Below are 20,122 nucleotides of genomic sequence, written 5' to 3' on the forward strand. Positions count from 1 at the left end.
CCGGCCGTGCGGGAGTCCGGACACCGACCGTGACAGGGCGCGGCGCCCGGGACCGGCGCCCGGGACCGGCGCAGCGGGTCGCGCTACGGGGGAGCGGGCGATCGCGCGCACCGCGTAGGCTGGGCCCATCCGCGGAGGAGCCGTTCGCGAAGTGCGCGTTCGCCAGGGCGCCGGTCGCGAGGGAAAGGGAGGCGAGCCGACGTTGCGTGCTGAAGGCGTCACGAGGACCCCGGCGGTGCGGACCGCCGTCGTCTGGGACGCGTTGCGTTCCGTGCTGGCGGAGCGGGCCGCGTCCACCGGGCGCGAGCGGCTCGGCATCGTCGACGCGGGCGGCGGCACCGGCGGGTTCGCCGTGCCCCTGGCGGCGCTCGGCCATGACGTCACCGTGGTCGACCCGAGCCCCGACTCCCTGGCCGCGCTCGAACGCCGCGCCAAGGAGCAGGGCGTGGGCGTGCGCGCGCTGCAGGGGGACGCCGCCGACCTGGGCGAGCTGCTCAGCCGCGACAGCGCCGACCTGGTGCTCTGCCACAGCGTGCTGGAATACGTCGAAGATCCGATCGGCGCGCTGACCGCCGTCGCCGGCCTGCTGCGCAGGGGCGGGGCCGTGAGCGTGCTGGCCGCCAACCCGGTCGCCAGCGCGATCCACCGGGCGCTCGCCGGTCAGTTCGACGAGGCCAGGTCGGTGCTCGACGACCCGAAGGGGAGCTGGGGCGAGCGCGATCCCACGCCCCGGCGCTTCGCCGCCGCCACGCTGGTCGAACTGCTGGGCGCCACCGGGTTCTCCATCGGCGCCGTCCACGGTGTGCGGGTCTTCGCCGACCTGGTGCCGAGCAGGCTCGTCGACGGCGAGCCCGGCGCCGCGGACGCGCTCGTCGCGCTCGAGCAGGCGGCCTCGACCCACCCGGTGCTGAGAGACATCGCCACCCAGCTGCACGTGCTCGGCCACAGGACCTGAGCCCCGCCGACCGGCACCGGTGCGGCGGAGATCGCGCCTTACCAGCGTCAGGAAGGAAAGATCGATGCCAGCCCCCCTCGGTGTAGAACGCCCGTTCGGATAGACTCGGCGCGTGTCTCGCAAGCAGATCACCGGCATCGGCCCCGCTCCGCGGACCGGGGTCGATGACAGCGGCTGCCCGATCCTCCATGTCGACATGGACGCCTTCTACGCCAGCGTCGAGCTGCTCGGGCGGCCCGAGCTGCGCGGCCGGCCGGTGATCGTCGGCTCTCCCGCGGGGCGCGGCGTCGTGCTCAGCGCCACCTACGAGGCCAGGGCCTACGGAGTGCACTCGGCGATGCCGATGAGCAGGGCCCGCCGGCTGTGCCCTCGCGCCACGGTCATCCCGCCCAGCCACGGCAAATACTCCGAGGTCTCCAAGGGCGTCATGGAGATCTTCCACGCGATCACCCCGCTGGTCGAGCCGATCGCCTCGGATGAGGCGTTCCTCGACGTCGGGGGAGCCAGGCGCAGGCTCGGCCCGCCCGCGGCCGTCGCCGCCATGATCAGGGAGCAGGTCCTCGACCGCTACGGCATCACCTGCTCCGTCGGCGTGGCCGCGAGCAAATTCGTGGCAAAGCTCGCCTCCAAGCAGTGCAAGCCCGACGGGCTGCTGGTGGTGCCCGCCGGTGAGGTGGTCGCGTTCCTTCATCCGCTGCCCGTGTCGGCGCTCTGGGGGGTGGGGGAGCGCACCGAGCAGGCGCTGGTGCGGCTCGGCATCCGCACGGTCGGAGATCTGGCCAGGGTGCCGTCCAGCACCCTGCAGCGGGAGCTGGGGCAGGCCGTGGGCGGCCATCTCGCGGCGCTGGCCTGGGGGCGTGACGAACGCCCGGTGACCGCCCACGTGCCCGACAAGAGCATCGGCAACGAGGAGACGTTCGCGGCCGACGTGGACGATCCCGAGGTGATCAAGCGGGAGTTGCTGCGCCTGTCGGAGCGGGTGGCCGCCCGGATGCGTAAGGGCGGACACGTGGGAAGAACGGTAAGTGTGAAGCTCCGCCGCGCCGATTTCAGCACGATCAACCGCTCGCGCACTCTTCGCGAGCCCACCGATGTGGCGCAGGTCATCTACGCCACCGCGTGCGAGCTGTTCGACGTGGCCGGCCTCGAACGTGTGAGGTTGCGCCTGGTGGGCGTGCGGATGGAGAGCCTGCGACCGGCCGGCGAAGCGGTGCGCCAGCTCACGCTGGGTGAGCGGGAGACCGGCTGGCGTGAGGCCGAACAGGCCATGGACAAGGCGATCCGGAGATTCGGTCCCGACGCGGTACTCCCAGCATCGCTCGTACGTGGCAAGCTTGATGAAATAGAGACATGACGTTCGATGTCCAGATTTAGAGGGACGTCAGTGTCCCAGTTTTGGGGGAAGGAGGACGAGATGGGTCACAATGGAGCCATGACGTCACCTCCGGTTTGGTCTGCGTTGGACGTTTGCTTTCGCCTGCGTCTACAGCCTCGTATCCTGGGGATGACCGACCGCGAGGTTCGGACACCCCGTGTCGTCCGTTGCCGTCTTCCCCGTCCTGGGGCCGTCCTTGGGAGGCGCCGTGCCGCTCTCTGAGCACGAGCAGCGCTTGCTCGACCAGATCGAGCAGGCCCTCTACGCCGAGGACCCGAAGTGGGCCAACACCGTACGGATCAGTGACCCGCGCAGCCATTACAAGCGACGCCTGGTCAAAGCCTCCATCGGCTTTGCCCTCGGCGTCGTCATCATGATGGTCGGCGTGGTCGTCAGTGGCAGTGCCCTGATCCCGCTCGGCGTCGGCGGTTTCGTGGTCATGCTCGCCGCGTGTTTGTGGGGCTTGTCCAGCTGGAAACGTATGAATGGGTTCGGTGACTCGCCCCCGGCCGCCCCCGGTGGCGGCACGGCCGCACCTCGGGGCAAACAGCCCCGCAGAGGCAACCGTGGCACCTTCATGGAGCGTATGGAAGAGCGCTGGCGCCGTCGCCACGACGAGCGCTGACGCACCGGAAAGCGTGCGGCCGCTCCCCTGACCAGGGGAGCGGCCGCACGTTCCGTCATGTGGTCATGATCCCTTGGGCGCCGCCGTCCGCCGCAGCCTGATGTTCTCCAGCAGGTCGAACCCGTCGAGCAGGCCCTCACCCATGCGCCGCAGCCGGTGCAGCGTCGACGGGGGCAGCAGCACCGCCCTGATCCGCCTGCCGCGCGACACCGTGGCCGCCAGGGCCTGCCGCACCTGGCGCAGGTCCTTGCTCATGGGCGCGGTCCGGCCGGGGTCCCTGGCGTACATCGCGCGCTCGATCGCCGACGCGACGGCCGAGACGGCCGCCGCGGAGTCCGGGTCGAGCTCGTACTGCTGGGTCAGCCGCCGGGCCAGTGCCCGCGGCGTCTCGCTGCCCTCGCGGGCCATCCCGTAGTCGTACAGCACGTCGTCCAGCTCCGCCCAGACGGCCGCCACCCAGGGGACGGCGTTCCCGCCGCCCTTGCCCGGCGCCTTCCCTGGTGCCTTCCCCGGCGGCGCCGGCGGCGCTGACGGCCGCGGCGCCTTCTCCCTCAGGGTGCGCACGCGCCTGTTCCGCGCGACCAGCCGCACCCCCGCGGGGATCAGCAGGAGCACCAGCAGCGCGCCCGCGCCGATGCCGATCTGGCCGATCAGCGGCATCGAGTCGTCCGGCGGCAGCCCGCCGGTCGCGGCCTGGGCCTCGCGGTCCAGCTGCCGCTCGTTGCGCCGGGCCTGCGGGTCCTGCGGCTCGTCGGCCGGGGAGCCGCTCTCTTCCGTCGACGGCGTCGACTCCTCGGCCGTGTCGGTGCTCGGCCTGGGCAGCGAGTACGGAGGCACACGCGCGCTGCCCTGGCCGACCGACCCCGACGGGGTCGGCTCGAACGGCAGCCAGCCCACGCCCTCGAAGTACAGCTCGGGCCAGGAGTGCGAGTCGTTGGTGCCGACCGTCCACCGGTCGCCGATCTTCATGCCGCCCGTGTAGCCGATCGCCACCCGCGACGGGATGCCCACGAGCCTGGCCAGCACCGCCATGGACGCGGCGAACTGCTCGCAGTAGCCCGCCCGGTCACGCAGCAGGAAGTCCCGCAGCGCCGAGTTGCTGTGCCCCCGCGTGCGCAGGTTGTAGGTGAAACCGCCGTCCGTGGTGAAGAAGCGCTGCAGCTTCACCGCCGCCTCGTACGTGGTCGAGGCGCTACGGGTGACCCGCTCGGCCAGCGCGGCGATCTCGGGCGGCAGGTTGTCCGGCAGCGCCAGGTACCGGTCGTCGACCCTCGGCTGCTCCCCGTCGAGCGAGTCGAGCAGGTCCGGCGTCGGCTCCGGCTCGCTCGACGCCACGTCGTACTCCAGGCCGGCGGCCTCGTCACGGGTGGAGAAGACCATGAGCGTGTCGACGTCGGCCCGCCAGTCGCCGTCCACCCGGATCTGCCGGGCCGGGTACGGCAGCGGCAGGAACGACAGCCGGGAGACCTCGTCGCTGATGCGGATGTTCGTGACCACCTTGTTGACCTTCGGCTTCCGGCTGAGCCCGGGAGGGTCGGGCAGCGGGCCGTTGTCCGTCCGGTTCTGCGGCGCACCCTTCGGCTCGGTCATGCCGAACTGCTGGCCGTCGAACCGGTCGAGCGAGTAGATCCGCAGGTATCTGGCCTGGTCGTCGTTGTTGCTGTAGGTGAGGACCTCCCGCCGCTCGGGCAGCTCCAGCTGACCCTTCAGGTTCGCGACCGGGTCGGCGATGCTGATCGAGTTGCCCCGCCCCGACCCGTTGCCGCCCACGCCGAAGGTGAAGAACGACACCGGCTCCATCGCCGGCAGCGCGGCCGGCACCAGCACGGCCAGCGCGATGGCGGCGAACCCGATGCGCTTGCCGGACAGGCGCAGGCCACTCGTGTCGGCCGTGGAAGGGGCGCCGTCATGCGGCTGCGCGGCACGGGTGGTGCGCCGCACGAGCACGGCCCGGCCCCAGTGCCCCACCCGCTCGCGCCCGTCGGCGATGAGCAGGCTGAGGAACCCCAGCGCGGCGAGGATGAAGGCGGGCCAGCTGATCGGGTCGGCCAGGATCGTGGCCGGCACCGTGGCCAGGGCCAGCAGCGGCAGCCCGGCCAGCGCCGCCCGCCGCAGCCGCGCGGCCAGCAGGTCCACGGTGATCGCGATGAGCGCCACGCCGCCCGTGGTCAGCAGCGTGATGCCGGCGGTCTCCGGCACGGGTGCGGCGAAGCGCTGGATGTCGGCCCAGCCGACACCCAGCAGCCGGGCCAGCTCCGCGACCGAGCCCTTCGTCGGCACCACCAGCGCCCACGCCTCGTCCGACGTGAAGGTGACGGTCAGGTAGATCCACGTCGCGGCCAGCGCCACGAGCGGGGCCGCCCACGCGGGCAGCGACAGGCGGCTGGTGAGCAGACCCGCGGCCATCACCGCGAGCACGGCGCCGAGCGACGCCCAGAACCAGTCGCCGCCCTCGAAGAGCGGGTAGAGCAGGATCGCCGCGGTGAACGCGGCCACGCCCGAGGCGGCGGTGAGCCTCATGCCGCACCCCCCGTCATGCCGGCCGCGAACCTGCCGCGGCTGGCGGCGTCCTGCCAGACGTTGGCGATCGAGGTGCCGGCGGGCAGCCGTACGATGCGCCAGCCGTACCCGGCGAGCACGGTCTGCACCGCCTCGAGGTCCTCGGCCGCCTTCTTGTCGCCGCCGTTCCAGGTCGCCACGTCGAGCAGGACCGCCACACCGGTGATGCCGCTGTGTCTCAGCCTGGCCAGTTCCCTCGCCTCCTCCGCGTCCATCGCGCCGAGCACGGCCACGACCAGCCCGTCGCCGCCGCCCTGCCGCAGGGCGGAGACCCCCATCTCCAGCGAGCGGGCCGGGCTGTGCCGTACCACGGCAAGGGTGTCGAGCAACGACCAGCTCAGGCCCGTGTCGGTCAGGTGCTCGGCACCCTGGTCGGTCACCAGCCGCAGGCCTAGTCCCTCACGGGCGAGGTGCACGCCGATCGAGGCCGCGGCCGAGACCCCCACCTCGAACGAGGAGCGCGGGCCCTCGCCGCGGTGGGCGTGCCTGCGGGTGTCGAGCAGGAGCGCGCCGCGGCTCTGCCACTGCTGCTCCTCCCGGCGCACCATCAGCTCGCCGCGGCGGGCGGTCGAGCGCCAGTGCACCCGCCGCAGGTCGTCGCCCTGCCGGTACTCGCGCGGAGCCACGTCGTCGTCGCCGGCCGCCGCCACGCTCCTCGTACGGCTGTCGCCGCCGCCCGTCCACTCGCCCGACAGCCGTACGTGCGGCAGCGCCGCGACGTGCGGCGTCACCACGAGCGTGTCGCTGATGGTGAACGAGCGGGTCAGCTCCACCAGCCCGAACGGGTCGGTGATGCGGATCGACAGCGGGCCGATCGTGTAGCGGCCGCGCAGGTCGGAGCGCACCCGGTAGTCGATCTCCCGTACGCCCCGCGACTCCACCCGGTCCAGCACGAACCGGGGCCGCACCCCTAGGGCGTAGGGAACGGTGTCCTCGATGAGCAGCAGGCCGGTCGGCAGCCTGGTGACGTTCTCCAGCCGCAAAGTGACGGTGGCCTCGCCGCCCACCTCGGCCCTCGCCGGGTCCAGCCGCCGGGCGCAGCTCAGCCGGTAGCGTGTGCGCGCGGCCACGAGCGCGGCCAGCAGCGGCAGCGCGGTCACCAGCACCCCGATCCTGAACAGGTCGTTCTCACCCAGGAGCAGGGCCATCAGCAACGCCGCGATCCCCGAGGCGAGAAACGATCGTCCCCTGGAGGTCAGCGCCTGCAGGCCGGCCCTCACGACGCTCGGGACTCGGGCACCGGCACGCGCCTGAGCAGATCGGTCACCACCTGCTCGGGCAGGCGGCGCTGCCCCTGCGCCTCGGTGCTGGGCAGCAGCCGGTGCGCGAGCACGGGAACGGCAAGGTCCTGCACGTCGTCGGGGATGACGTAGTCACGGCCCGCCAGCGCCGCGTGCGCCCGCGCGGCCCGTACGAGCTGCAGTGTGGACCGGGGTGAGGCGCCCAGCCGCAGGTCGGGGGAGTGGCGGGTGGCCACGACCAGGTCGATGGCGTACTTCTTGACCGCCTGCGAGACGTAGACCCCGCGTACGGCCTCGATGAGCGCCCGCACCTCGGCCGTCGTCGCCACCGGCTCGAGCTTGTCGAGCGGCGAGGCGCTGCCGTGCACGTCGAGCATCTCCAGTTCGGCTGTCGGCTCCGGGTAGCCCATCGCGATCCGTACGGAGAAGCGGTCGCGCTGTGCCTCGGGCAGGGGATAGGTGCCCTCCATCTCGATGGGGTTCTGGGTCGCCATCACCATGAACGGCGAGTCCAGCTTGTACGTCACCCCGTCCACCGTCACCTGGTGCTCCTCCATGCATTCCAGCAAGGCGGACTGCGTCTTGGGGGAGGCACGGTTGATCTCGTCGCCCACCACGATGTTGGCGAACACCGGTCCGGGCTTGAACTCGAACTCTCGGGTCTGCTGGTTGTACGCGCTCACCCCGGTGATGTCGCTGGGCAGCAGGTCGGGGGTGAACTGCACACGCCGCACAGGACAGTCGATCGACCGGGCGAGAGCCTTGGCCAGCATGGTCTTGCCGACCCCGGGCACGTCCTCGATGAGGAGGTGCCCCTCGGCGAGCAGGACGGTCAGCGTGAGGCGGACGGCGTCGCTCTTGCCCTCGATCACCGATTCGATGGCCTGCCGAATCCGGTGGGCGGTGGAGACCAGCTCGCCGAGCTGGGGAGGGACGTCATGGGTAACTGCCACCAGGCCTCCATGAGAGAAGTGCGACGGCTGTCCCGTTGGTGCCATTGCGGGAGCCATGCCATTCCTTTTCCATTGTGTGTACGACCCTACGACGCTGTGGGTTCGCGAGCGACATTTGTGGATATTCCAGCGAACCTCGGCGATGTGCCTGTTCTTGTGGCATAGCGATGCGAATCCAGTGACACGAGGGCCATGATCCGCGCCACATTCCCCCACCCCGGCCTTCGTGTGGCGCTCGCCGCCTAATTTCGCGGTCTTTACAACCCTCGACACGCCCATGAGGGTTGACCGGCCGCTCACCCCCCTTCACTGCACTCCACCGCTCTGACCTGCGGTAACGCAACGGAAACTGATGATGAAGACGGTTCGAATCAGTTGACGGTGGGGAGAAGTGGAGTATGGTGGTGCGCAGTGGAGGGCCCGGTGCGCCAGCGCTGAGCGCTTCACGAGGCACGGGAGGTGGGGCCGATGTTCCTCGGCACCCATCAACCGCGTCTGGACGACAAGGGACGGCTGTTCCTGCCGGCTAAGTACCGTGAGGAGCTGGCGGAGGGTCTTGTGATCACCAAAGGCCAGGAGCGATGCCTCTACGTCTTTCCCGTGGAGGAGTTCCAGCGCATAACCGAGGCTCTCGGCACCGCCCCGGTCACCGCCAAGGCGGTGCGTGACTACAGCCGCGTCTTCTTCGCCAGTGCGTCCGACGAGAAACCGGACAAACAAGGACGCATCACGATCCCGCAGAGTCTCCGCCAGTACGCGGGGTTGGAGCGTGACTGCGTTGTCATCGGGGCCAACACCCGGCTGGAGATCTGGGACGCGCAGGCCTGGGAAACCTATCTCAGCGCGCAGGAGCAGGCGTTCGCCGATCTGTCGGAGGAGGTGCTGCCAGGGATCCTGTAGTGACCACGGTCGATCCGTCGGTGATGTCGTTCGGCGAGGTCTCCACCCGCAACCACTGTCTGCCAGCTGATGCACCTTCCCCGGTGTCAGATGACAGGCGTCCACGAAGAGGGTGCGGATGGGGACCTGGCCGGACGGCGCCGGGTGGGGACCCAGGAAGACCGGCGAGACGATCGATACGCGTCATCCGCGAGCAGGACGCGAAAGGGGGGTTGGAGATGCAGAACGACGTCGGCACGGGCGGTCACGTTCCGGTGATGCTCGAGCGCGTTCTGGAACTGCTCGGTCCCGCGCTGTCCGGCCGCGCGCCGGTGGTCGTCGACGCCAATCTCGGCCTCGGCGGGCACGCGGAGGCCCTGCTCGCCGCCTTTCCCGCGCTCCACCTGATCGGGATCGACCGCGACCCTTTCGCGATCGAGCACTCGGCCCGCAGGCTGAGCCCTTATGCCGACAGGACGACCCTGGTGCACGCGTCCTCCGCCGACCTGGCCGAGGTGCTGGCCGGTGAGGGGCGCACCACGGTCGACGGGGCGCTGTTCGACCTGGGGGTCTCCTCGCCGCAGCTCGACGAGGCCGGGCGCGGGTTCGCCTACGCTTACGACGCCCCGCTCGACATGCGGATGGACACCGAGCAGGAGCTGACGGCGGAGCAGGTGGTCAACACCTACGCCGCGGACGAGTTGGTCCGCATCCTGCGTGACTACGGCGAAGAACGATTCGCCCCGCGTGTCGCGGGCCTGATCATCAGAGAACGGGCCAAAGAGGCAATAACCTCGACCAAGCGGCTGGCGGACATCGTCCGGCAGGCGATCCCGGCCGCGACGCGGCGTACCGGCGGAAACCCCGCCAAGAGGACTTTCCAGGCGCTGCGCATCGAGGTGAACGCGGAGCTGTCCGCCCTTGAGGCGGCGCTTCCCGCGGCGCTCGACGCGCTGGCGCTCGGTGGGCGAGTCGTCGTGCTCTCCTACCACTCACTCGAGGACCGGCTGACCAAGCAGGCCCTCACGGCGCGAACCAAGGACACCAGCCCGCCCGGGCTGCCGGTCCCGCTGCCGGCGCATCAGCCGAGGTTCCGCCTGCTGACTAGGGGAGCCGAGCTCCCGAGCGAAGAAGAGCTCGCCCGCAACCCGCGGGCGGCCTCGGCCCGGCTACGGGCGGCAGAGAGGATCCGTGTTGACGACTGAGCAGGAGTTCGGCCGGGGTGCGCCCGTCCGCCGCGCCGTGCCCAAGACGGGCACGCGCCGGTCCGGAGCGCAGCACCAGTCCAAGCCGCGGCCCCGTCCTGACGCGCGCCCCCACGCCGGAGGCGCGCGGCCGGTCACCGGCCGAGCGCGTCCCGAGACCGGCCCCGTCCCGCGGCCAAGGCCCGCGCGCCGGCAGCGCGCGCCGTTCGTGCTGCTCGTCGTCGGGCTGCTCTGCGGTGGCCTGGTGAGCCTGCTGCTGCTCAACACCATGCTGGCCAAGGACGCGATCACCGACGCCAACCTGCGCGAGGAGATCGCCGTGGCGCGCCAGGAGAACGAGAAGATCAACCAGGAATACCAGCGCAAGACCCAGCCGGACGTCATCGCCGAGATGGCCGAGAAGCAGGGCCAGCACCCCGACTGGGACAACCCGAACGCCTGGACCAGCGCGGGAGAGCGAGCCAGCCGGGTGGACAGGGAACGGTGAGGGACTCCAGCGGCAGGGGGCAGGGACCCGGCCGTGGCGCTGGCGGCGCCGGCTCTCAAGGAGGGCCAGGCGCCGCTCGTCGTACGCCGGGAGGTCCGGGGCGGGGCGGACGGCAAGGCGGCTCGGCCCGCTCCGAGGGCACGGGCCGCCCGGCGTCCCCGGACGAACCGCCCCGCCGGCCACGCAAGCCCGACCCGTTCGACCTGCCGTTCGGGCGTGACGACGCGACGAGGGACCGGCCGCCGCAGGAGCCGGGCTCCCCACGCGGCCGCCGCCCCAGCGACTCCGGCCGGGACCAGGACCGTGATTCCGACCGCGACCCGGGCCGCGGCTCCGGGCGCGCGTCCGGGCGTGACTCCGGGCGTGCTTCCGGGCGGGGCAGCGCGGGCGATGCGGGAGTGCGCCGGCGGCCTCGTGATGAGAGCGACCCGCCGAGGGGCCGCGTCTCCCGTGGCCGCGGCGGCGACGCCCCGAGAGGGCGCACGCCGCAGGGGCGTGACGAGAACGACCGGCTGCGCGGCCGGGCTCCGCAGGGCCGCGAGGAGGGCCCGCGTCCCCGAGGGCGTTCCACCCCGGGCCGGGACGAGGGGGAGCGTCCCAGAGGGCGTCCTCCCCAGGGCCGCGACGCCGCCGACCGGCTCAGGGGCCGCGACGAACGCACACGCGGGCGCGGCGACCGCCGGGACGCGCCCGACGCGCCGCAGGGCCCGCGTTCGCGCCGTGACGGCGCCAGGCCGGACGCCGGTGACCCACGCCGCCCCGGCAGACACGAGGACGGGCCGCTGCGCCGTACCCAGGCGGCAGGAGCCAGGCCGCAGGCCGCGGGCTCCAGGCCGGATCCGGCGCCGGGCGGCCGTGAGCGGGTGGCGACGCGCCGCGGCGGAGACGCGCCGCCACCCAGGGGCCCGCGCCGGCCCCCCACACCGCCGCGCCCGCCCAGGCCGCCGCTCATGCTGCGGCTCGGCAGCCCGCGCAGGCGCATCAACATCGGCCTGATCGGCATGACGTTCGTGCTGTCGATCTTCGCCGGGCGGCTGATCCAGATGCAGGGGCTCGACTCCAAGGTGTACGCCGCCGCGGCGGCGGACCAGCGCCAGCACACCGAGAACATCCCCGCCAAGCGCGGCTCGATCACCGACGTCAACGGCCACGAGCTCGCCGTGACGGTCGAGGCGCGCGACGTGTCGATCGACCCGTCGAAGGTGCCGGAGGCCGGGCGCGCCAACGTGGCGGCCGTGCTGGCCAAGCACCTGGGCAAGGACCAGCAGGAGATCGCCGCCAAGCTGGCCACGCCGAACACCCGCTACCAGCTCCTGGCCAGGGGAGTCGATCCCGTGGTGGCCAGCCGCCTGCTCCAGGCCCGCGTGCCCGCGCTGTCGGCGAAGAAGACCTACCGCCGGCTCTACCCCGCGGGTGATCTGGCGGGAAGCCTGGTCGGGTTCGTGGGCGACGAGGGCGACGGCCTCGGCGGCATGGAACAGGCCAGGAACTCGCTGCTGGCGGGCCGCGACGGGGAGATGCGCGTCGAGACCGGCCGTGACGGCCTGCGCATCCCGATGACGAGCAGCCAGCGCACGGCCCCCGTGAACGGCCGCGACGTACGCCTCACCATCGACCGCGACATCCAGTGGGCCGCCCAGAAGTCGATCGGCGAGCAGGTACGCGAGTCCGGAGCCGAAAGCGGCACCGTCATCGTGATGGACGTGCGGAACGCGCAGATCATCGCCATGGCCAACTCTCCCGAGCTCGACCTGAACGACTGGCGCGAGGCCCCGGCGAGCAGCTACGTCAACAAGGCCGCCGCCGACGTCTTCGAGCCCGGCAGCACCAACAAGGTGATCACCGCGGCCGCCGCGCTGGAGGCCGGGGTGGTGGAACCGCACACGGTGTTCGAGGTGCCCGACCGGATCCGGTGCGCCGACCAGGTCCTGCGCGACGCGCACACGCACAAGACGGAGTCGATGACGTTCCTCCAGGCCATGGCGCAGTCCAGCAACGTGGCCACGATCATGGCGGCGCGCGAGGTCGGCAGCGAGGGCCTGCACAAGATGCTCAAGAAGTTCGGGTTCGGCACGCGGCCGGGCGGCGGCGTGCCCAGCGCGGAGGCCGGCCTGCTGCCCGACTACAGGGAGTGGTCAGGCAGCCAGAGCTGCACGGTCGCCTACGGGCAGGGCGTGTCGGTGACCGCGCTGCAGATGGCCAGCGTCTACCAGACCATCGCCAACGGGGGCGTCAAGATCGAACCGCAGATCGTCGCGGGCACGACCGACCCGTCGGGCAGGTTCGTCCCTGCTCCGCCCGGTAAGCAGACCAGGGTGGTGAGCCAGACGACGGCGAAGGAGATCACGGCCATGCTGGAGAGCGCGGTGGGCGAGGAGGGCACCGGGCAGCTCGCGGCCATCCCCGGCTATCGGGTGGCGGGCAAGACGGGCACGGCGAACCGCTATGATGCCGAGCTCGGCCGTTATGACGGTTACACGGCCTCGTTCGTGGGGTTCAGCCCCGCGGACAACCCTCGGCTCGTGGTGCTTTCCGTCCTGCAGAACCCGAAGAACGGCCATTTCGGCGGGCAGCTGGCCGCCCCCGTGTTCAAGGATGTGATGACGTTCGCCATCAAGAGCAAGAAGATTCCTCCCACAGGCTCCGCCGCGCCGCCGGTGCGGACGCGCGCGGGACAGTGAGCAGGGAAGGTACGCTCTCGCCGTGCGTCCCCCGTCGTCTATGCGTCCCACGACCAGCCCGCCCCGCCCGCTGACCGGGCTCGCGACCATGATCGACGCCGATTCCGGCACGTCACGGTCGCCACACGCGGCACTGACCGGTGTCACCAACGACTCCCGTGCCGTCCGGCGCGGCGATCTCTACGTCGCGTTGTCCGGGAGCCGGGTGCACGGCGCCGACTTCGCCGCCCAGGCGATGGCGAGCGGCGCCGTCGCGGTGCTCACCGACCGGGCCGGCCGCGACGCGGCCGTCGCAACGGGGCTGCCCGTGCTGATCGTGCCCGACCCGCGCGCCCTGCTGGGGCAGATCTCCTCCTGGGTGTACGGCCAGCCGGCCCACGACGTCCAGATCCTCGGCGTCACCGGCACCAGCGGCAAGTCCACCACCACGTTCATGCTGGAGGCGGGCCTGAAGGCGGCCGGGCACACGGCCGGCCTGGTGGGCGGCGTCGAGATCCACGTGGGGGAGGAGCGTTTCGCGCCCACGCTCACCACGCCGGAGGCCTGCGACCTGCACGGACTGTTCGCGCTGATGCGCGAGGAGGGCGTCGGCGCGGCCGTGATGGAGGTCTCCAGCCACGCGCTCGCGCTCGGCCGGGTCGACGGCATCTTCTACGACGTGGCCCTGTTCACCAACCTGTCGCAGGACCACCTCGACTTCCACAGGGACTTCGACGACTACTTCGCGACCAAGGCGCGGTTGTTCCAGCCCGAGCTGAGCCGCGCCGGGGTGACCAACTACGACGATCCCTACGGGCGTGAGCTGCTCGGTCTGGCCAAGGTGCCGATGACCACGTTCTCGGCCGAGGGCGATCCGCGGGCCGGGTGGCGGGCGGTCGACGCCAGGCTCGGCGCCGACGGCAGCGCGTTCCGGGTGGTGGGTCCCGGCGGGGTCGAGGCCGACGCGCAGATCGCGCTGCCCGGCCCGTTCAACGTGGCCAACGCGCTCGGCGCCATCGTGACCCTGGTCGAGGCCGGGGTGCCGCTGCAGACCGCCGTGCACGGCGTCGGATCCCTCACCGGGGTCCCTGGGCGCATGCAGCGCATCACGGGCGCCGAGCAAGACTTCCAGGCACTCGTTGACTACTCCCACAAACCGGGCGCGGTGGAGTCGGTGCTGCGTTCGCTGCGGTCGGTCACGGCGGGGGAGCTGACGATCGTGCTCGGCTGCGGCGGCGACCGCGACAAGGGCAAACGGCCCATCATGGGTGAGATCGCCGCTCAGCTGGCAGATGTGGCTATTTTTACCAACGACAATCCTCGCTCCGAGGATCCGCTCACCATCCTCGCGACGATGATGGAGGGGGCGCTCCGCGTTCCGCAGCACGACCGCGCACATGTGATCATTGAGCCCGACCGCGCGGCCGCCATCGGCCTGGCGATCGCCCGGGCCGGGCGCGGCGACGTGATCGTCGTGGCCGGCAAGGGCCATGAGCAGGGCCAGTACGTTTCAGGCGAGGTGATCCCCTTCGACGACCGCGAAGTGGTCGCCGAAGCGATCGACGCACGCAAGGAAAGCAGGAAGCACTAATGATCCCGTTGCCTCTGGCCAGGATCGCCGAGATAACCTCGGGAGCCCTGTCGGGCATGGCCGATCCCCGCGCCGTGGTGCGCGGGCCCGTAGTGATCGACTCGCGGGCCGTAGAACCGGGATCCCTGTTCGTCGCCTTCAAAGGCGCGCGGGTCGACGGTCACGACTACGCCGAGCAGGCGATCAGGGCAGGAGCGGTCGCCGTCCTGGCCACCAGGCCCGTCGAGGCGCCCGCGGTGATCGTCCCCGACGCCGCCGCCGCGCTGGCCGCGCTGGCCGCCGACCAGGTCCGCGCGCTGCCCAAGGTCACCGTCATCGGCGTGACCGGCTCGGCGGGCAAGACCGGCACCAAAGATCTGCTGGCCAGGCTCACCGCCCGCATCGGGCCCGCCATCGCTCCCGTCGGCAGCTTCAACAACGAACTCGGCCACCCGCTGACCGTGCTGCGGGCCGACGCCGACACCCGGTTCATGGTCCTCGAACTCGCCGCCCGCACCGTCGGCCACATCAAAAACCTGACCCGCATCGCGCCGCCGCAGATCGGCGTGGTGCTCAACGTCGGCACCGCGCACCTCGGCGTGTTCGGCGGCAAGGAGGCCATCGCCAAGGCCAAGGGCGAGCTCGTCGAGGCGCTGCCGCGCACCGGCGTGGCCGTGCTCAACGCCGACGACCCGCTGGTCCGCGCGATGGCCGCCCGCACCGACGCCCGGGTCACGTACTTCGGGAGGGGCGAGTCCGCCGCCATCAGAGCCGAGGAGGTCGTGCTCGACGCCCGCGGGCGCGCCTCCTTCACGCTGCGCACCCCCTCCGGCAGCGCGCACGTGTCCCTCAAGCTGTACGGCGAGCACGCTGTCGAGAACGCCCTCGCCGCGGCCGCCGCCGGATACGAGCTGGGGCTGCCCGTCGCCACCATCGCCGCCGAGCTGTCCGAGGCGACGCCGCGCAGCCGGTGGCGGATGGAGGTCACCGACCGGGCCGACGGGGTGACGGTCGTCAACGACGCCTACAACGCCAACCCCGACTCGATGCGGGCGGCGTTCGAGGCGTTCGAGGCGCTGGGGCGGGGACGGCGGCGCTTCGCCGTCATCGCGGCGCTGCGGGAATTGGGCGACGACGGGCCCGCGCTCAACGCCGAACTCGGCCGGCTGGCCGGCGGCGCGGGGCTGGCCGGGCTGATCGTGGCGGGGCCCGAAGCCGGGCCGGTGCTCCAGGGCGCCCACGCGGCCGCCCAAGCCTCCGCGACCACCCCCACCCAGCCTCCCGGCCCGCAGCTCCCGGATCCCCACGTGCCCGGTGCGCAGGGTGCCGGGGGTCCGGTCACGGGTCCGCAGTCCGCCGGCCCGCATGCTTCCGTACCGCACTCCGCGGTTCCCCACGCTCCCGGTGCGCAGGGCCACGGAGGTCCCGTCGCCGGTCCGCAGGTCATGGGCTCCCGGAGCGCCGGTCCTGTCGCCTTTCCTCAGGTCACCGCCGGACCGCACGGTCCTGGCCCGCACTTCGCCGGGCCGGGCGGCCCCTCCGGGCCGCAGTCGGCCGGGCCGCACGCCCCGCGGCCTCAGACCCCCGCCGGTCCCTACCCGACGGCCGCGACGGGTCCTTTCCCCCAGGCGCCCGCGGGTTCTCCGCCCGGCGGCGCCCACCAGGGACGGCACCCCGCCGACGGCGCCCCCGCGGCGGGCCCGCCCTCAGCCGGTCCTCCGGCGGCCCCCGCGGGCGCTCCTCCGGCCGCGGGACCGGGCGGCAACGCGGCGTGCCCGCAGCACGTGACGCGGATCGTGCACGTGCCCGATGCCGAGGCGGCGGCCGCCGAGCTGGCGGCGTGGCTGCGGCCGGGTGACGCGGTGCTGGTCAAAGGGCCCAGGGCCATGGGTCTGGAGCGTACGGCCGAGCTCGTGCTCGGAGGTGCCCCCCAGTGAACAACATCATCGTCGCCGGTGCGGTGGGCCTGATTCTCTCGATGCTGGGCACCCCGCTGGCGATCCGGCTCTTCTCGCAGCGCGGCTACGGTCAGGAGGTCCGCGAGGAAGGCCCGTCCGGCCACCACAGCAAGCGTGGCACCCCCACCATGGGCGGCACCGTGATCGTGCTGGCCGCCCTGCTCGCGTACGGCGCGTCGCACCTGGCCATGTTGTCGACGCCCACCGTGTCGGGCCTGCTGGTGCTGTTCCTGATGACAGGGCTCGGCGCGGTCGGGTTCCTCGACGACTTCATCAAGATCTACAAGCAGCGCAGCCTGGGCCTGCGCAGCGGCGCGAAGGCGCTCGGCCAGCTCGTCGTCGGCGCCGTCTTCGCCTTCCTGGTCGTACGCCACCCGAACGTCTACGGCATCACCCCCGCCACGACCAGGGTGTCGTTCCTGCGGGACATCGACCCGTCGATCGGCATCGTCGGGTTCACCATCTGGGTGCTCATCATGATCGTCGGGTTCTCCAACGCGGTGAACCTCACCGACGGCCTCGACGGCCTGGCCAGCGGCGCGACCGGGGTGGTGCTCGGCGCGTACGTGCTGATCGGCAACTGGCAGCTGCGCAACAACTGCATCGACCAGCTCGGTCCCAACTGCTACTGGGTACGAGATCCGCTCGATCTGGCCGTGGTGGCCGCCGCCGTGCTAGGGGCGCTGATCGGCTTCCTGTGGTGGAACGCCCCGCCCGCCCGGATCTTCATGGGCGACACCGGCTCGCTGGCCCTGGGCGGCGTGCTGGCCGGGCTGGCCATCGCCACCCGTACCCAGCTCCTGCTCATCATTCTCGCCGGCCTGTGCGTGATCATCACGCTGTCGGTGATCATCCAGGTCGGCTCCTTCAAGATGACCGGCAAACGGGTGTTCAGGATGGCTCCGCTGCAGCACCACTTCGAGCTGAAAGGCTGGGCGGAGACCACGATCGTGGTCCGGTTCTGGCTGATCGCGATGCTCTGCGCGGCGCTCGGTCTCGGGCTCTTCTACGTCGAATGGATGCCCAGGCCATGAGCCTCACCTGTGTCGCCGGGCTCGGCGTCTCGGGCACGGCCGTCGCGAAGGTGCTGGCCGCGCACGGAGAGCGAGTCGTGGTCGTGGAGGCGGCGGAGGGGGAGCGGCAGCTGGCCGCGGCGGCCGAGCTGGCCAGGCTGGGCGTCGAGACCCGCTTCGGTGAGATGGCGCTGCCCGAGGGGGTGACCCGGCTCGTCACCACCGGCTGGGCTCCGCACCACCCGCTGGTCGCCGCCGCACTCGCGGCCGAGGTCGACGTCGTGGGAGAGGTGGAGCTGGCCTGGCGGCTGCGCCCGGCGCAGGCGGCCCCGTGGCTGGCCCTGACCGGCACCAACGGCAAGACCACGGCCGTGCGCATGCTCACCTCGATCCTGCTCGCCGCCGGGCGCAGGGCCGTGGCGGTGGGGAACGTGGGCGTGCCCGTCGTACGCGCGGTCGCCGAGCCGTACGACGTGCTGGCCGTCGAGCTGTCCAGCTTCCAGCTGCACTGGTCGGGCACGCTGGCCCCGCACGCCGCCGCCGTGCTCAACGTGGCCCCCGACCACATCGACTGGCACGGCTCCATGGAGGAGTACGCCGCCGCCAAGGGCCGCGTCTACGAACGCGCCGGCACCGTGATCTTCAACGCCGACGATCCCGAGGCGACGAGGCTGGCCGCACCCTACCCGGGGGCGGTCGGGTTCACCCTGCGCGTGCCCAAACGGGGCGAGATCGGCGTGGTGGAGGACCTGCTGGTGGACCGCGCGTTCGTCACCGACCCGGTGGAGGGCGCGGAGGAGCTGGCCACGCTGGACGACGTACGGCCCTTCGCGCCGCACAACGTCGCCAACGCGCTGGCCGCCGCCGCCCTGGCCCGTTCGCTGGGTGTGCCGTCCGAGGCCGTGGCGAGAGGGCTGCGCGACTTCGTGCCCGATCCGCACCGGTTGTCACACGTGGACAGGATCGGCGAGGTCGACTACATCGACGACTCCAAGGCGACCAACCCGCACGCGGCCGCGGCGGCGCTGGCGTCGTACTCGTCGATCGTGTGGGTGGCAGGCGGGCAGCTCAAGGGCGCCGACGTCGACGACCTGGTGCGTCAGGCGGCCCCGCGGCTGCGCGGGGCGGTGGTGCTGGGCGCCGACCGGGTCACGATCGCCGAAGCCATCGCGCGACACGCCCCGGATGTCCCCGTGGTGGACATCGCCGATCGCGACACTGGGGTGATGGAAAGAGTCGTCACCGAAGCCGCGCGGCTGGCCTCGCCAGGGGACACCGTGCTGCTCTCCCCGGCGGGGGCCTCCCTTGACATGTTCGCCGGTTATCCAGCGCGGGGGGAGGCCTTCGCGCGTGCCGTACGCGAGCTGAGGCTGCGACGTGAGCGCGACCGCTGAGGAGGGGCCGGGCAGCTGGGCCCGCGAGCAGCTCGGCACGCTGAAGGAGCTGCTGGACAAGCCGCTCACCACCTACTACCTGATCATCATGTGCAGCGCGCTGCTGCTGGCGCTGGGCCTGATGATGGTGTTGTCGGCCTCCAGCATCGAGGCGCTGCAGAAGACCGGCAGCCCGTTCTCGTGGTTCATCAAGCAGTCGTTGTCGGCCGCGGTCGGCGTGCTGGTGATGTGGCTCTGTTCGCGGCTGCCGACGAAGGTCTTCCGCTGGGCGGGCTACCCGTTGATGGCGCTGTCGATCCTGGCGCTGGTCATGGTGCTGTTCGTCGGCTCGTCGGAGCTGGGCGCGCAGCGGTGGATCTACGTCGGTCCGTTCACCCTCCAGCCGTCCGAGCCCGCCAAGCTCGGGCTCGTGCTGTGGGGGGCCGACCTGCTGGCCCGGCGGGCGCGGCAGGGCAAGATCGAGTGGCGGCAGATGCTGATCCCCCTCATGCCCGGCACCGCGATCCTGGCCGTCATGGTCATGCTGGGCAGCGACCTGGGCACCACGCTCGTGCTTTTCATGATCTTCCTGGCGCTGCTGTGGGTGGTGGGGGCGCCGATCAAGCTGTTCGGGGGCATCCTGTCGCTGGCGGTGCTGGCCGCCGTCATCATGATCAAGGTTGAGCCCTACCGGATGTCGCGCATCAGCTCGTTCCTCGACCCGTGGGCCGACGCCCAGGGCTCCGGGTACCAAGCCGTCCAGGGGCAGATCGCGATGGGCTCAGGCGGCTGGTTCGGGCTCGGACTCGGCAGCAGTCGGCAGAAGTGGAGCTGGCTGCCGCACGGCGAGAGCGACTTCATCTTCGCCATCCTGGGCGAGGAGCTGGGGCTGATGGGCACGCTCATGGTGGTGGCGCTGTTCGGGCTGCTCGGCTACGCCGGGCTGCGGGTGGCCGTGCGGGTCAACGACGCCTTCATCAGGCTGGCCGCCGCCGCCATGGTGGCCTGGATCGTCGGGCAGGCCACCGTCAACATGGGCGCCGTGCTCGGTGTGCTGCCGATCACGGGCATCCCCCTTCCCCTGGTCTCGTACGGCGGATCTTCGCTGCTGCCCACGCTCGCCGCGCTCGGCATGCTGCTGTCGTTCGCCCGACGCGAGCCCGGCGCGCGTGAGGCCTTGGCGGCTCGTGGCCCCGGACCCGCCGCCCGGGCCCTAAGCTGGCTGGGCCTGGGGGCTATGACCAAAGGCCGAGTGACACGTTAGGGAGT

The 20,122-nt window shown here is 71.9% G+C and carries 14 protein-coding genes and 1 pseudogene; 12 read left to right on the forward strand and 3 right to left on the reverse strand.

The window, feature by feature from the left end:
• Window positions 1–235 precede the first annotated feature (235 nt).
• The 3 genes from E1267_RS07055 to E1267_RS07065 all read left to right on the forward strand — a co-directional run bounded on the left by E1267_RS07055 (window position 236) and on the right by E1267_RS07065 (window position 2,955).
• Window positions 236–955, forward strand: coding sequence for a methyltransferase domain-containing protein (locus tag E1267_RS07055; RefSeq protein ID WP_132330983.1), 720 nt, complete (start codon window positions 236–238; stop codon window positions 953–955).
• A gap of 112 nt (window positions 956–1,067) precedes the next feature.
• Window positions 1,068–2,309 (forward strand): DNA polymerase IV, encoded by a 1,242-nt coding sequence (dinB, locus tag E1267_RS07060; RefSeq protein ID WP_132330985.1) that lies wholly within the window; start codon window positions 1,068–1,070, stop codon window positions 2,307–2,309.
• Window positions 2,310–2,538: 229 nt separating this feature from the next.
• The gene (locus E1267_RS07065) at window positions 2,539–2,955 is read left to right on the forward strand and encodes a DUF3040 domain-containing protein (RefSeq protein ID WP_132330986.1); all 417 of its coding nucleotides are present in this window, start codon (window positions 2,539–2,541) and stop codon (window positions 2,953–2,955) included.
• A 63-nt stretch (window positions 2,956–3,018) separates the two neighbouring features.
• Here the strand turns inward: E1267_RS07065 and E1267_RS07070 are convergent, their stop codons facing one another.
• Genes E1267_RS07070 through E1267_RS07080 form a run of 3 tightly spaced genes read right to left on the reverse strand, consistent with a single transcriptional unit; the run spans window position 3,019 to window position 7,753 of the window.
• Window positions 3,019–5,475 carry a transglutaminase TgpA family protein gene (locus tag E1267_RS07070; RefSeq protein WP_132330988.1) on the reverse strand — a complete coding sequence of 819 codons (2,457 nt, stop codon included), beginning with the start codon at window positions 5,473–5,475 and terminating at the stop codon, window positions 3,019–3,021.
• The gene (locus E1267_RS07075) at window positions 5,472–6,734 is read right to left on the reverse strand and encodes a DUF58 domain-containing protein (RefSeq protein ID WP_132330989.1); all 1,263 of its coding nucleotides are present in this window, start codon (window positions 6,732–6,734) and stop codon (window positions 5,472–5,474) included. Before E1267_RS07075 ends, E1267_RS07070 begins: the two co-directional genes overlap by 4 nt.
• Entirely contained in the window at window positions 6,731–7,753 is a 1,023-nt protein-coding gene (locus E1267_RS07080) for an AAA family ATPase (protein ID WP_236667697.1), read from the reverse strand. Before E1267_RS07080 ends, E1267_RS07075 begins: the two co-directional genes overlap by 4 nt.
• Window positions 7,754–8,176: 423 nt before the next feature.
• On the opposite strand from E1267_RS07080, the gene mraZ reads away from it, so the two are divergent.
• The 9 genes and pseudogenes from mraZ to ftsW all read left to right on the forward strand — a co-directional run bounded on the left by mraZ (window position 8,177) and on the right by ftsW (window position 20,117).
• Window positions 8,177–8,608 (forward strand): division/cell wall cluster transcriptional repressor MraZ, encoded by a 432-nt coding sequence (gene mraZ, locus E1267_RS07085; RefSeq protein ID WP_132330992.1) that lies wholly within the window; start codon window positions 8,177–8,179, stop codon window positions 8,606–8,608.
• Between the two features lie 218 nt (window positions 8,609–8,826).
• Complete coding sequence (gene rsmH, locus E1267_RS07090) at window positions 8,827–9,792, forward strand: 16S rRNA (cytosine(1402)-N(4))-methyltransferase RsmH (RefSeq protein ID WP_132330994.1); 966 nt, start codon at window positions 8,827–8,829, stop codon at window positions 9,790–9,792.
• Entirely contained in the window at window positions 9,782–10,279 is a 498-nt protein-coding gene (locus E1267_RS07095; protein WP_132330995.1) for a hypothetical protein, read from the forward strand. The genes rsmH and E1267_RS07095 overlap by 11 nt, the downstream gene beginning before the upstream one ends.
• Window positions 10,280–11,229: 950 nt before the next feature.
• Window positions 11,230–12,960, forward strand: a complete 1,731-nt coding sequence (locus E1267_RS07100) for a peptidoglycan D,D-transpeptidase FtsI family protein (protein WP_132331024.1) — start codon at window positions 11,230–11,232, stop codon at window positions 12,958–12,960.
• A gap of 40 nt (window positions 12,961–13,000) precedes the next feature.
• Window positions 13,001–14,530, forward strand: a complete 1,530-nt coding sequence (locus E1267_RS07105; protein WP_132330997.1) for a UDP-N-acetylmuramoyl-L-alanyl-D-glutamate--2,6-diaminopimelate ligase — start codon at window positions 13,001–13,003, stop codon at window positions 14,528–14,530.
• A pseudogene (locus tag E1267_RS07110) lies at window positions 14,530–15,759 on the forward strand (UDP-N-acetylmuramoyl-tripeptide--D-alanyl-D-alanine ligase); the annotation flags it as partial. The gene E1267_RS07105 and the pseudogene E1267_RS07110, both read left to right, overlap by 1 nt.
• Before the next feature lie 683 nt (window positions 15,760–16,442).
• Window positions 16,443–17,501 (forward strand): phospho-N-acetylmuramoyl-pentapeptide-transferase, encoded by a 1,059-nt coding sequence (gene mraY, locus E1267_RS07120; protein WP_132330998.1) that lies wholly within the window; start codon window positions 16,443–16,445, stop codon window positions 17,499–17,501.
• Window positions 17,498–18,874 (forward strand): UDP-N-acetylmuramoyl-L-alanine--D-glutamate ligase, encoded by a 1,377-nt coding sequence (gene murD, locus E1267_RS07125; RefSeq protein WP_132331000.1) that lies wholly within the window; start codon window positions 17,498–17,500, stop codon window positions 18,872–18,874. The genes mraY and murD overlap by 4 nt, the downstream gene beginning before the upstream one ends.
• Window positions 18,858–20,117 carry a putative lipid II flippase FtsW gene (ftsW, locus tag E1267_RS07130; protein WP_181957756.1) on the forward strand — a complete coding sequence of 420 codons (1,260 nt, stop codon included), beginning with the start codon at window positions 18,858–18,860 and terminating at the stop codon, window positions 20,115–20,117. Before murD ends, ftsW begins: the two co-directional genes overlap by 17 nt.
• Window positions 20,118–20,122 lie beyond the last annotated feature (5 nt).

The sequence above is a fragment of the Nonomuraea longispora genome (assembly GCF_004348345.1).
Classification (GTDB): domain Bacteria; phylum Actinomycetota; class Actinomycetes; order Streptosporangiales; family Streptosporangiaceae; genus Nonomuraea; species Nonomuraea longispora.